Annotated in this window: 12 protein-coding genes; 6 read left to right on the forward strand and 6 right to left on the reverse strand. The window is 51.5% G+C overall.

Features of this window, described 5'->3' with window-relative positions:
• Positions 1-366: 366 nt before the first annotated feature.
• Positions 367-1,137, reverse strand: a complete 771-nt coding sequence (locus tag GTGU_RS13585) for an SGNH/GDSL hydrolase family protein (RefSeq protein WP_038157911.1) — start codon at positions 1,135-1,137, stop codon at positions 367-369.
• Positions 1,138-1,147: 10 nt separating this feature from the next.
• Positions 1,148-2,188: a porin gene (locus tag GTGU_RS13590; protein ID WP_038157912.1), complete on the reverse strand. Its 1,041-nt coding sequence runs from the start codon at positions 2,186-2,188 to the stop codon at positions 1,148-1,150.
• A 412-nt stretch (positions 2,189-2,600) separates the two neighbouring features.
• On the opposite strand from GTGU_RS13590, the gene GTGU_RS13595 reads away from it, so the two are divergent.
• Positions 2,601-3,971, forward strand: coding sequence for a class-II fumarase/aspartase family protein (locus GTGU_RS13595; protein WP_038157914.1), 1,371 nt, complete (start codon positions 2,601-2,603; stop codon positions 3,969-3,971).
• 30 nt (positions 3,972-4,001) lie between these two features.
• On the opposite strand, the gene GTGU_RS13600 is transcribed toward GTGU_RS13595, so the two are convergent.
• Entirely contained in the window at positions 4,002-4,883 is an 882-nt protein-coding gene (locus GTGU_RS13600) for a MurR/RpiR family transcriptional regulator (protein ID WP_038157915.1), read from the reverse strand.
• Positions 4,884-5,146: 263 nt separating this feature from the next.
• Here GTGU_RS13600 and dcuC point away from each other — a divergent pair, with 263 nt between their 5' ends.
• Both dcuC and GTGU_RS13610 read left to right on the forward strand, forming a co-directional pair.
• Positions 5,147-6,514, forward strand: coding sequence for a C4-dicarboxylate transporter DcuC (dcuC, locus tag GTGU_RS13605; protein WP_038157917.1), 1,368 nt, complete (start codon positions 5,147-5,149; stop codon positions 6,512-6,514).
• A 16-nt stretch (positions 6,515-6,530) separates the two neighbouring features.
• Entirely contained in the window at positions 6,531-8,225 is a 1,695-nt protein-coding gene (locus tag GTGU_RS13610; protein WP_038157920.1) for an NAD-dependent malic enzyme, read from the forward strand.
• Between the two features lie 53 nt (positions 8,226-8,278).
• Here GTGU_RS13610 and GTGU_RS13615 read toward each other — a convergent pair whose 3' ends face one another.
• Entirely contained in the window at positions 8,279-9,166 is an 888-nt protein-coding gene (locus GTGU_RS13615) for a LysR substrate-binding domain-containing protein (protein ID WP_038157923.1), read from the reverse strand.
• 133 nt (positions 9,167-9,299) lie between these two features.
• Between GTGU_RS13615 and GTGU_RS13620 the strand changes: the two genes are divergently transcribed.
• The 3 genes from GTGU_RS13620 to GTGU_RS13630 are packed head-to-tail and all read left to right on the forward strand — an operon-like array spanning position 9,300 to position 11,570.
• Entirely contained in the window at positions 9,300-10,310 is a 1,011-nt protein-coding gene (locus tag GTGU_RS13620; RefSeq protein ID WP_038157924.1) for an aldo/keto reductase, read from the forward strand.
• Between the two features lie 19 nt (positions 10,311-10,329).
• Positions 10,330-11,127 carry an SDR family NAD(P)-dependent oxidoreductase gene (locus GTGU_RS13625; RefSeq protein ID WP_038157925.1) on the forward strand — a complete coding sequence of 266 codons (798 nt, stop codon included), beginning with the start codon at positions 10,330-10,332 and terminating at the stop codon, positions 11,125-11,127.
• Positions 11,128-11,153: 26 nt separating this feature from the next.
• On the forward strand, positions 11,154-11,570 hold the full coding sequence (locus GTGU_RS13630; protein ID WP_038157926.1) for an SRPBCC family protein: 417 nt from the start codon (positions 11,154-11,156) through the stop codon (positions 11,568-11,570).
• Positions 11,571-11,618: 48 nt separating this feature from the next.
• Here GTGU_RS13630 and GTGU_RS13635 read toward each other — a convergent pair whose 3' ends face one another.
• Together GTGU_RS13635 and maiA are read right to left on the reverse strand one after the other, a co-directional pair.
• Positions 11,619-12,812, reverse strand: a complete 1,194-nt coding sequence (locus tag GTGU_RS13635; protein ID WP_038157927.1) for a 3-hydroxybenzoate 6-monooxygenase — start codon at positions 12,810-12,812, stop codon at positions 11,619-11,621.
• Positions 12,813-12,826: 14 nt separating this feature from the next.
• Complete coding sequence (maiA, locus tag GTGU_RS13640; protein ID WP_038157928.1) at positions 12,827-13,471, reverse strand: maleylacetoacetate isomerase; 645 nt, start codon at positions 13,469-13,471, stop codon at positions 12,827-12,829.
• Positions 13,472-13,475 lie beyond the last annotated feature (4 nt).

Here is a 13,475-nt window from a genome sequence, read left to right on the forward strand (position 1 = left end):
TCTGGATATGTCGTGCGATTTTTTATGCTATTGATTAATATGCCTTTTTACAGGCAATAGCAGGCCACAACGCACGTTCATGTCGTCGCTAAAAACTGATCCCGCTCCAGTTGTGACAAAAATAATGTCGCTATCATGCATAAGAAATCATGATAGGTAACCGGTTCCACATGAAACTCTCAGTAATTAACAAGAAGGTCAATAAAATTATTTTTTAGTGAAAAAATTTGTGATCGACATAACTTTAAACCGGTCAGTTTTACTTAAAGCGAGGCATATCCAGAGGGGACGGCATGCCAACGGAAGTCAGCATGCCGGACGATAAAGGAGGTGGGGTTGAGTTGTTACGCTCTTCTGGCGTGTGGGTTATTTTTGAAATTCATTCACCGTTTCCCATGCAACCTGCTGTAAGGCTTTTGCCGTTGCCGGGGTCATATCGGTGTCGATGGGTAGTGCACCTCCTACCGGGGACTGGTTATACAACGTTGCAAAGAAGACGCAGGCGGCTAAATAGGTGCCTGCCATCGACGGGTGCATGCCGTCATGGAAGTACAAATTAATTTCCGGGTGCGCCTTGCGGGCCTTTTCAAAAGCCAGTCCGACTGGCGCAACGTAGCCCCCAGTTTTTTGCGCAACGGACAGATAAGCGTCGGCAAGTTTCTGGGTTTCTTCCGGTTTATCGCGCTTTGCCCAGGTCATAAAGTAGACGACTTTAGAACCTGCCTTGTGCGCTATTTCCGCCATTTTGGTTGCCGATTCGACGAAGTTCTGTCGTGAACTCTCTTTCCTGGTGATTGGCTCAGTAGAGTTACCTTGCAGAACCACCACATCCCATTTCTGCAGGCTGTTCTGATACTCAATGTTAGGAATATGCCAGCCTAAGCGACCACTGGAAATGGTGATCCCACGATACTGATAACCTTTGGCCTGATCCGGGAGTAAAGATTTTGTCAGATCCCGCAGGCGGGTATTAATATTGTTGTTATAAAATGTGTATGAATTACCGTACAGGGCGATAATTTTATTATCCCCATCCATTCTGGCGTGTGGCGAAGGCGCAATTAATGTATCCGCAAAACTGCTTACGCTGCCAAAAGTCAGCATTGCCGCTGTGGCGAGCAGAGCGAGCCTTTTCATAGGTAGCCTCTCAGAAATCATAACGAAGCCCGACGATGAGCGCATCATCATTGGTTTTTTGGTTTTTATTGGCGAGCGATTTATCGTAAGTAAAAGATAACCAGGTATCTTTTGCTAACGTTAATTGCGTTTCCACCCGCCAGTCTTCTTTTTCAGCAATATCTTTATCATCTTCATTTAAAACACTATAACCACCCAGGAGTTTCACCTTGCCAAAGTTATAGGAAAGGAGTGAGTCGAATCCGTTATAGTTATTGTCGCTTTTATTATCACGAGAAATAGAGGTGCGTAATGCCGTTACTGCCAGCTCCCAGGCGTCGTAATTAAGCTGGAGTCCTCCCATGATTTGATCGTGCTGATTACGGCCATCCGTGGTCACAATACCGTCCTGGCGTTTGTAACGGCTGACGGCAATCGCTGGCGTAATTCTGACGTCGCCCACCCGGAATAACTTCCGGTAACTCGCCATGGCACCATAGTCCATGGTCTCATTGTCGCTGTTACCATTACCGGTGACCCATGCCATCTGAATTTCGTTACCGGCAAATTTGGCATTCCACTGAACAGTGCCGTCCTGACGGTTGAACTGGTAAGAATCGTCAATCGTCGTAACGCCGTAGTTGTAGACGTTGGGAGTGAAATTCTTATATTTATCCGTCATTCGCATGACCTGATAAAGCGGGTTTTTCGTTCTTCCCGCGATCACTTCACCCCAGGTTTTGTTCGACAAACCGATGTATGAGTAGCGGGCTTCCAGGTCACTGTCACCGGTATTGTTGTCGTTTTTCTCGGTACGAACCTGCCATTCCAGGCGACCAACAACTTTGGTGTCAGGCAGGAACGTTAAATCTTTAGTGATATAAACGCCCAAACGACCGCCGAGATCGCTGCGCGTTTCGCTTCCTGCAAATGAGTTGTCACCGCTGGCAATAGTACCTTCGACACGCCCATAGATATCCAGTGTATTACCGTCTTTATCATAGACATTTAAGGCAAATGCAGAGGAGCTCATACCCATCAGTAATATTAGTGAATAGTGTTTTATTTTCATATTATCCCTCAAGCAACCCTCAAGGAAGCATTCACTTCCTGGTCATAAAAAGTTAACTGCGAGATAATTGTTCGTGAGAATGAATTAAGTCCGATATGGGAATTGTTTTTTCTCGCAATAAAATGTGATTATTCACGCATAAATATACCGCAGCACTTTTCTGGATTAATTATTCCGCTATTTGCGAGCATAACTCGGTCGGGTTTTACTTTCACCTTGAAGATAATTTAAAAAATACCGTGAAACATATCGCACTTTTACAGTCAAACAAACTTGATGTTGGGAATATCGCATTCCCATGTTCTCTTTTGCGATGGGAATTGTATTTTCCCCTATAAATTGCAACGCAGATCCCGCAAAATCAGTTAATCACTCTATTATTACGATGCTTTCATTACCGGAGAGGTACCGTATGTACGGTAAGCAAACAACCGTATTTGATTCTGATCTCTATTCCCCTCTGTTCACCGACGAACAGATGCGGGAAATATGGTCTGACGAAAATCTGATTCGCTGCTGGCTACGCTTTGAAGCGACGGTCGCGCGCATACAAAGTGAACTGGGGATCATCCCGGCGCAGGCAGCAGTTGAAATTGATCATGCCTGTCGCGACTTAACACTTGACTGGCCGGCATTAGCGCAGGGAACACAATCCGTGGGCATGGCAATTAAACCGCTGATCGATCAGATCGCGCGTTCCGGCACGCCACTGGTGAGTCAGTATCTCCATTGGGGATGTACAACCCAGGATTTACTGGATTCCGGCCTGGCGATGCGGTTGCAGCAGACGCTTCAGTTGGTATACCAGCAACTGATTGACGTCGGCGAAGTGATGAAGAAGATGGCGCTGAAGCACACCCGTACCGTGATGGTTGCACGAACCAATTCGGTAGATGCTTCCGCCACGACCTGGGGGTTACATGTTTCCGGTTATCTGGCTGAGGTGAACCGGCATCTTGTCCGGCTTCAGCAGCTCTATCCCCGCGCCATCACCGGTCTGTTTGGTGGCGCGGTTGGAAATCTGGCCTCTGTAGGTACGCAGGGAATGCTGACGCGTCAGCGATTAATGCAGGCGTTGGGGTTGAACGTCCCCTGCGGCATAAACAACGCCAGCCAGGATGCCATTGTCGAGGTGGTGCAGTGCTTCGCGCTGATTCACGGCACGCTGTGCCGCCTGGCAAATGATGTCGAAACCATGGGTCGCTCCCCCATTGCGGAAGTCATGGAAGGAGAAGGCGGTGGTGGTTCCAGTACCATGCCTCATAAGGCGAATCCTCGCGCCAGCAATATGATTCAGACGCTGGCAAGAATGGGATGGATGTACGCCTCCGGCGCGCCCGCGATGCTGGATCAACAGGATGTACGCGCGGCCTCCATGCGGGTATTGAACTGGACGATTATGCCTGAAGCATCAAACACCTTATCGGTCAGTCTGACACGTGCGGAAAAGCTCCTTTCGCATCTTATTGTTAATGAAGAGAGGATGCGCGCCAATTTTGCCTGCTCAAAGCATTTCATTATGTCCGAATCGCTGACGATGAAGCTTGCCGCTAAAATCGGTCGTGAGCCAGCCTATAACCTGGTAAAAACCCTCTTAATGCATGCAGACGGTGAGCAAAGTTTTATGGCGATTGTGCAGTCCAGTCCGGAGATCCTGGCCTCTTTATCTCAGAACGAGATCACTGAGGCCTGCGATCCACTTTCTTATATTGGCTGTAACGACGAATTGATCGCCGAAACCGTCGAAAGATTCGAGAGCATTAAGACAACCAGCATTGCCTGATAACACCCGGTCCTGATACTCAATCGGGTATCAGGACGCGGAGAAAGTTTCAAAGAAATCAAACAGCTCTTCCAGTTGAGCAAAATTGCCTTCACCTTCCCCTTTCTCATAAGCCAGATGCAAAACCAGCTCGATAAAGAAAAAACCAATAATTCTGCTTTGAAAAATGGACTGTGCATCGCTTGGGACAACAAATTGCAGTTCACAAAATTTGCCATAAGGATTGGCTTCGGAATTGGTAATCAGCACGACGTTGGCATTTTTCTTTCTGAACCATTTCGCAATATTGAGCGCGACACGGTTAAAACGATAGTAAGAAAAAACAACAAGGACATCATCTTCTTTAATGTCCATCAGGCATTTAGGAAGTTCGCTAATGTCGGTGGGCAGCAGAGTGATGTTGCTGCGGAAGTACTTGAGTAAAGTACAAAAGTGAATCGCCATCGCATGAGATGAAGACGGCCCCACAGCATAAATGTGCCGTTGGTCATTCAATACCAGTGTAATAAAATCATTTAAGTTGTCTATATTGATGCTGTTTTTAAATCCGGAAAAGAGGGAAGATACCCGGTGCGTAAATTCGCCAACAATATGCTCAGTCGTAATGGCACCCTTGTTCCGCTGGCGGATGTTTTTTTCAAAAGGTGCTGAGATTTTATTCTCAGACAGAGTTGTATCAAGCGCCCTTCTGAAGGCGGCGTAGCCGGTAAACCCTACTTTATTCAGAAAGCGGCCTATTGTCGCCTTACTCACCGCCGCATTTTGTGAAAGATCGACAATGCCATGATAGGGCAGCTCATTAAAATGTTTGTTAATATATTCATTAAGTCGACATTCTGATTCTGTTAACTCGCCAATACTTTTTGTTAACGTATTATACTCATCAAGACTCAGTGTTCTTTTTCTGTACATACAGGCCACCCAGAGGCTATTATATTACAGGGTTGTTATAAGGGAATAGTCTGTAAGCGTCAATTACGTCACAGGCATTAATATTAACTGTTTTCCAGAATTTCTTCATTTCATCACCCGGATGCAGATAAGATGCGATCCTTCTCACAAAAAAAACCGGGAAATGACCTTTCCCGTATTTTGCTTCAGTACCAATGATTAGTATTGAGTCTCCACGTTAAAACGCTTAACTCAGTGATTATCGCGCATTAGGGATTTCTATTATGACAGCGTTTATTATAGCAATAGTGATAACAGTAATTGCCGCCTGGCTCATTGTTAAAAATTATCAGCCGCAAACTGTTTTATTACTCGCGGGGTTAGCATTACTCACCGTGACGGTTCTGTTTTTTCCTGAAAATAGTATTTTGTACGACAAAGCAAAATCAACAGGATCCACCTGGCTGGATATCTTCAGCTTTGCCAAAGAATCGCTGACTACCCAAATTGCGGGCATTGGTTTGATCATCATGGCCGCCGGGGGATTTGCCAGTTATATGGATCACATTAAAGCCTCGAATGCGATGGTGAATATGTGCATTCGTCCGTTACAAGTGATCAAAGCGCCTTATCTTATCCTCGCGCTGGGTTATATCTGTGCGCAGTTATTGCATGTGGCTATCTCCAGCGCTGCTGGTTTAGCCATGTTATTGCTGGTCACCTTCTTCCCCGTACTGGTGCGCCTGGGCGTGAGTAAAGCCTCTGCGGCTGCCATGATCGGTCTGTGCGCATTTATGGATCTTGGCCCGGCCGTCGGAACGGCTAACCTGGCCGCGAAACATGCCGGAATGGAAAGCGCGATTTACTTTGCCCATTATCAAATGCCCGTGGCGGCAGTCGTCATGCTGGCGGTTGCGGTGGTAATTTTCTTCACGGCGAAATATTTCGATAAAAAAGACGGCTTTGTGCCTGGCGTGCAGGAGGTTGCTGCGCAGGAAGAAGAAGGGCGCAAGGCGCCGGTGATATATGCGCTTCTCCCTGTTTTACCTGTAGTACTTGTGCTGGTGTTCAGCCCGCTGCTGATCACATCAGTCAAAATTGATGTGGTCACAGCGATGATTTTAGGCGCCATCGTCGCCTTCTTCTTTGAGCTGGTAACTACACGTGATTTCCGCACCTGCTGCAAAGGCTTACAGGCATTCTTTAAAGGCATGGGAAGCATGTTTACCAGCATCGTGTCCCTGCTGGTCTGCGCGGATATCTACGCCCAGGGGCTGCAAAAAATCGGTGCGGTGGATTATCTCCTGCAATCGGTACAAAACGCCGGCTTAGGCTTCACCAGTATGACCCTGGTGATGACAGCGCTGGTAGGCATTACCGCGGTTCTGACCGGTTCCGGCGTGGCGGCATTCTTCTCCTTCTCCGGGCTGGCGCCATCGATTGCGGCAAAATTTGGTGAAAGCGCCGTCAATATGATCCTGCCGATGCAGCTGATGGCGGGCATGGGTCGCGCCATTTCACCGGTTGCTGGCATCATTATCGCCGTCAGTAAAGCGGGGGAATGTTCGCCGTTTATGATCGTCAGAAGAACATTGCTTCCGGCGCTGGCAGGTATTGTCGCCATGTTAATTGCCAACTACGTCCTGATTTAAATTTCTGCTGATAACAATGGATAGCAACGTGAGAGACGATGTGTTGTACGTCCCGTTTACGGGCAAGTTGTTACTGGAATCACCGCTACTGAATAAGGGAAGCAGTTTTACCCGGCAAGAGCGAAATGATTTTAATCTCAATGGATTACTGCCCAGCGCCATTGAAAATATCGATGAACAGGCTGAACGTGCTTATCAGCAGTATCAGGACGCTGAATCCGATAACGCCCGGCATATTTACCTGCGAAATATTCAGGATACGAACGAGACGCTGTTTTATCATCTCCTGAAAAAGCACCTGCCGGAGATGTTGCCGATTATTTATACCCCGGTGGTGGGTGCTGCCTGTGAAAAATTCTCCGGGATCTACCGCCGGGCCAGAGGGGTATTTATCTCATGGCCCGATCGCGACCGTATTGACGATATCCTGCATGACATCCCGCGCCATGATGTCAGCGTTATTGTCGTCACGGACGGAGAGCGGATCCTCGGTCTGGGTGACCTCGGCGTCGGCGGAATGGGCATTCCTATTGGTAAACTGTCGCTCTACACCGTCTGCGGCGGCGTGAATCCGGCGCAGACGCTCCCCATTATGCTGGATGTCGGCACCAACAATCCGCAGTTACTGGACGATCCCCGCTACATCGGCTGGCGACACCCGCGTATTACCGGTGAGGAATATTTCGCCTTTATCGACATGTTCATCGCCGCCGTTAAACGCCGATGGCCCGATGTGTTGTTGCAGTTTGAGGATTTTGCCCAGCATACCGCGGTTCCTCTGCTGCATCGCTATCGGGATGCATTATGCTGCTTCAATGATGATATCCAGGGAACCGCCTCCGTTGCGCTGGCGACAATCTTAGCGGCCTGTCGCAGTAGTCAGCGCGATTTCAGTCAACAGCCGATTGTGATTGTTGGCGCCGGGGCGGCAGGCTGCGGCATCGCCCGGCATCTTATCGCCTGCCGGGTGGCTGAAGGAATGCACGTTGATGAAGCCAGCAAAACCATTTTTATGGTGGATCGTGATGGTCTGGTGATGACCACAACCCCATCACTGGCCGATTTTCAGACGCCACTGGCACAGCCTCCCGAATGGCTGGCTGACTGGAAATACACTGGCGCGACACCGTCGTTGCTTGAGGTGATTCACCATGCAAAACCCACCATCATGCTGGGGGTGTCTGGCCAGGCAGGGTTGTTTACCGAAGAGGTGATACGCACAATGTATCGTCACTGCGAACGCCCGATCATTCTGCCGCTGTCTAACCCAACGTCCAGAATGGAGGCTCACCCGGAAGATATTCTTCACTGGACCGGGGGACAGGCGATCATTGCCACGGGTAGTCCTTGTGAACCTGTGGATTATGCCGGACGTACTATCCCGATATCGCAATGCAATAACGTTTATATCTTCCCGGCGATAGGGCTGGGCTCACTGGCCAGTGGCGCGAAAAGGATAACGGAAGCGATGCTGATGGCGGCGAGTCGTGCGCTTGCAGAGGTTTCGCCACTGGTTTGTCATGGTACTGGCGGGTTACTGCCGGAAATCAGTACGATCTGCGAAATCACCCGTCACATCGCTTTTGCGGTAGGCAAAGCAGCGCAGCAGTCTGGCGTGGCAAATAAGATGGATGACGATGCCCTGCACCAGCGTATTACCGCGCACTTCTGGTTACCGGAGTATCGGCCTTATAAACGACGGGCAATCTGAATCCTGTCTAAAGAGAAAAGTATCCGCTTTCGTCAGGCACGAAAGCGGATTTTTTATTCACCACGCAGGATCTGGCGGAAATGGGAGACCAGCGGACGCTGGTTGGCTTTATGCCAGGCGGCCCATAATTGCGTAGAATAATTCATCCACGCTAATTCACGTAATACCACCCCTTCCGGCGCATTATGACGCAGGCTATGTTGAATCAATGCCAGACCTAATCCTGCCGCCACCAGACCTAATGCCGTTAGCGGTTCACCGGCTTCCAGACGAATATCAGGGTTAAATCCGGATTTGACACAGGCGGCGACAAAATCATCACGCGAGTGGGCATCGTCGTTATGAATCACCGCAATCCATTGCTGATCAGCCAGGTGTTGCGCGACCAGGTTTTCCTCCTGCGCCAGAGGATGGTTTTGCGGTAAAGCCAGCAACATACGATCATCCAGAACCTGGATGTATTCCAGATCCTGTTCGCTGTCGGCAGGCGGCGTATCAACCAGTGAAAAATCAAGGCTACGCTGGCGTAAGCCTTCAATCTGGGTGGCTGGAGGCTGGCTGTACAGCGCGATATGCACATCCGGCCGTGACGTGCGCAAGGTACGCAACGCGGTAGAAAGCACGCCGGAATGCATGGCGTTTTCAATGTAACCAATACACAACCCGCCATCTTCACCCCGTCCCAGACGTTTACCTAACGACTCCAGACGATTGGCATGCGTCAGCAACGAACGCGTTTCTGCGAGGAATGTCTGCCCGTCAGCCGTCAGGCGGATGCGCTGTTGGTTACGCTCAAACAGCATTAATCCCAGACGTTCTTCCAGCTGCGCAATCTGGCGGCTTAGCGGCGATTGCGAAATATGGAGCCGCTCGGCGGCACGTCCCACGTGCTCCTCTTCTGCGACTACCATGAAGTATTTAAGTTGGCGTAAATCGATCATGTCAGACCTCAAAGGACTTAAGTTAGACCAATTATGTCCTGTTAAGTCACAACAGCGCAAGGTATTGTGATCCACGTCACAGGGCGAAAGCACAAAAACGCCCGAACTGAACCCGAATTAAAGAGGACATCTTATGAGCATTAAAAATTTACTTCCCGGTAAAATCGGCTTAGGCGGCGCACCGCTCGGCAACATGTACCGTGCCATTCCGGAAGAAGAAGCCCACGCTACCGTGAGCGAAGCCTGGAACCTGGGCGTGCGTTATTTTGATACCGCGCCGCTGTATGGCTCCGGCCTTTCTGAAATCCGCATGGGCGAAGCGCTGTCTCAGTACCCACGCGATGAATACGTTTTAAGCAGCAAAGTTGGTCGCATCATGCTGGACGAAATGGAAGATCCGGCAAAACGAGATTTCGGTGAAAAAGGTGGCCTGTTCGAACATGGCCTGAAAAACAAAATTCTGAATGATTATTCTGCCGACGCCACGCTGCGCTCAATTGAAGACAGTCTGAAGCGTCTGAAAACAGACCGTCTGGATATCGTCTGGATCCACGATCCGGCGCAGGATTTCTACGGTGACAGCTGGCTGGAGCAGTTCAATATTGCCCGTACCGGTGCGTTTCGTGCGCTGACACGGTTGCGTGACGAAGGCGTGATCAAAGCCTGGGGACTGGGCGTGAACCGCGTCGAACCCTGCGAACTGACGCTGGCGCTTGATGAGCCGAAGCCGGATGCGTTCCTGCTGGCGGGTCGTTATTCCCTGCTGGATCACAAACGTGCACTGCAACGTCTGATGCCAGAAGCGCTGGAACACAACGTTGATATCGTCGTCGGCGGCCCTTACAGCTCCGGCGTGCTGGCAGGCGGTGAGCACTTTGAATATCAGAAAGCCTCCCCGGCCATTCAGCAGAAAGTGGCGCAAATTAACGCCATTGCCGCGCGTTTCAACGTTGATGTAAAAGCAGCAGCGTTGCAGTTCTCGCTGGCAAACCCGGCAGTCGCGGCAGTGATCCCTGGCTCCAGCCGTCCTGGCCGTATGGCGGAAGATCTGGCGGCACTGAATGCGCACATTCCGGCTGAATTCTGGGCGGAAATGCGCCGTCAGGATCTGGTTGCGGAAAACGCCCCGCTGCCGACCCGTTAATCTACAGAGCGAGAAAATAATGAAACTGGATCTGACAGGTAAAGTCGCTGTTGTCAGCGGCTCCACCTCCGGCATCGGACAGGGTATTGCCGCCGGGCTGGCAAAAGCGGGCGCAACGGTGGTTGTCGTCGGGCGTAAACAGAACGGCGTCGATGACGCAATGGCCGCGATCATGTCGCAAAACCCCGCCGCATCACTGCGCGGCGTGGTGGCTGATCTCAGCACTGAAGATGGCGTCGCTACACTTATCGCCGCTGTTCCGACGGCTGATGTGCTGGTCAATAATCTGGGGATTTTCAACGATAAAGACTTCTTTAGCGTTCCGGATGACGAATGGCTGCATTTCTATAATGTCAACGTCCTCTCCGGCGTTCGCCTGGCGCGTCATTATGCGCCAGCCATGACAGAACAGGGCTGGGGGCGAATTATCTTTGTCTCATCCGAGTCCGGCGTGGCGATCCCCGGCGACATGATTAACTACGGCGTGACTAAAGCCGCGAATCTGGCGGTTTCCCACGGTCTGGCGAAACGACTGGCCGGAACCGGTGTGACCGTCAACGCCATTCTGCCGGGACCGACGTTTACCGAAGGCCTGAAAGAGATGCTGGCGGACGCCGCCACACAATCCGGGCGCAGCCCGCGTGAACAGGCCGATGAGTTTGTTAAAACAGCACGCCCGAGCTCCATCATCCAGCGTGCAGCGGATGTGGAAGAAGTGGCGAATCTTGCGGTTTATCTCGCGTCACCGCTTTCCTCAGCGACAACAGGGGCTGCCCTGCGCGTCGATGGCGGTGTCGTTGACACCCTGACAATGTAACCCTGCAAATTTTAGAGAAAATAAACATGGCTAAGACAAGTGTATCGATTGAAATTCCGGCGTCTGCCGGTACCGTATGGCAACTGATGGGCGGCTTTGACGCGCTGCCGGACTGGCTGCCTTTCATCCCGAAAAGTGTAGTGACCGAAGGGGGACGCGTTCGTTCGCTGACGACCTCTGACGGCGGCACGGTGATTGAGCGTCTGGAAGCATTTGATAACCGCCAGCGCAGCTACACCTACTCAATCATTCAGGCACCGTTCCCGGTTGTGGATTACCTCTCCACCATTACGGTTCACGAGACCGCTGACAGTCAGGTTTCCCGCGTGGAATGGTCCGGTGAATTCTCGCCAGTGAACGTGTCTGACGACGAGGCGCAGGCGCTGTTTACGGGCATTTACCGTGATGGTCTTAAGGCGCTGAAGGACAACTTCGTTTCCTGATGTGACAAACAGGCGCCGGCGTGTCCGGCGCCTGATAATTACGCTTCTTTAGCGAGGCAGCAGGCAGTTATCTTCTTTCCAGCCGTACAGCCATTCCATGCTGCGATAAAACTCCGCCTGCGATTTGCCTTTCCACAGCAGGTTTCTTACCTGACGCTCAACACCCGCGGCGTGATAAAGGCGCCCCATCTCACGGGTAGACCAGACAATACGCGCGGTACGCGGAATGCGTACTGATTCGTACAGTGCAAACGCTTTTGCCGCATCTCCGTCGCACTTCTCAAGCGCTTTGCCGAGCGTGACCGCATCTTCCAGCGCCATACAGGCTCCCTGCGCCATATACTGTGCGACAGGGTGAGCAGCGTCACCCACCAGTGTGATGCGATCAGTGCCCCACTTTCCGACCGGCTCACGATCAGCGGTTGACCAGCGACGCCATGAGGTTGGTTTGTCCAGCATCTGACGCGGGCGCGGATGGATCCCCTCGAAATAGGAGAGCACCTCTTCTTTACTGCCGTCCTTCACGCCCCACTCTTCCTGCTGGCGGCTGTGGAAGGTCACCACCAGGTTGTACTGCTTACCGCCGCGCAGCGGATAGTGCACAAGGTGGCAGTGCGGCCCGGCCCATAACACCGGCGCGTTGATACGGAGATCTTCCGGCATATTTTCACAGTCGATGACCGCACGGTAGACGACATGGCCGGTGACACGCGGGGAGTCGTCAAACAGACTCTGACGCACCACGGATTTCACGCCATCGCAGCCGACCAGAATATCTGCCGTCCAGCTGTTGCCCTTATCATCAAACACCGTCACATCATCCGCCGACTGGCGAATATCAACGACGTTGGTGGACGTCCGGTATTCAACATTGGGATGGGTCAGCACGGTTTCCCAGACAGAAGCGTGAATATCCACCCGGTGAATAACCGCATACGGCCCACCGAAATGGTCGCGAAACGCCTGCCCGGTTTCAATACGCACCACTTCTTCAGCATTCACCGCATCCATCATGGTGATATGATCGGTAAATACCGCTCTCTGGCGCGCCACTTCACCAACGCCGAGGCTGTCCAGCGCGGAGAAGGCGTTAGGCCCAAGCTGGATACCTGCGCCAATCTCACCGATCTCATGTGCTTTTTCCAGCAGCATCACTTTAATGCCCTGACGCGCCAGCGAAAGCGCGGTCGCTGCCCCGCCGATCCCACCGCCGACGATAATTGCGTTCGTCACTTTAGCCATTGTCGTTCTCCTTCTCAGGCTGAGAGTTTGTCTTGTTGATTTTCGGGCGCTGCGGCAATAAACGCCGGAAGCTGCGTGCAGGCGTCATATACCGCTTTACAACGTGGATAAGCGCTCAGGTCACACTCCATACGCAGTGCATTTGCCCATTGCGGGATAAGACAACAGTCGGCAAGCGTTGGGGTATTCCCGACGCAATACGATTCTGACTGGCTCTCCTGCAACAGCTGTTCGACAGCAGTAAGTCCCTGCTGGATCCAGTGTGCGTACCAGCGTTTTTTCGCTTCGTCACTGATGTTTAATTCTTCGCTCAGATAGCGCAGCACCCGCAGGTTATTCACAGGGTGAATATCACAAGCGATGGCATAAACGATTTCCAGTATCCTGCTTCGCGCCGGGTCGCTGTCCGGTAGCAGGCGCGACTGTGGAAAATGCCGGTCCAGCCAGTCAATGATCGCCAGCGACTGGCCCAGCGCTTCGCCGTCATCCGTTACCAGCGTCGGCACCAGTCCCGTCGGGTTCATACGACGGTAAGCCTGCGCATTTTGCTGCCCGATGCGAATATTGACCCCAACCGTCTGGTAGTCGATACCCTTCAACGCCAGCGCAATGCGTACACGGTACGACGCCGAGCTATTAAAAAAACTGTACAGCTTCATCGAT

The organism is Trabulsiella guamensis ATCC 49490 (assembly GCF_000734965.1).
Taxonomy (GTDB): Bacteria; Pseudomonadota; Gammaproteobacteria; order Enterobacterales; family Enterobacteriaceae; genus Trabulsiella; species Trabulsiella guamensis.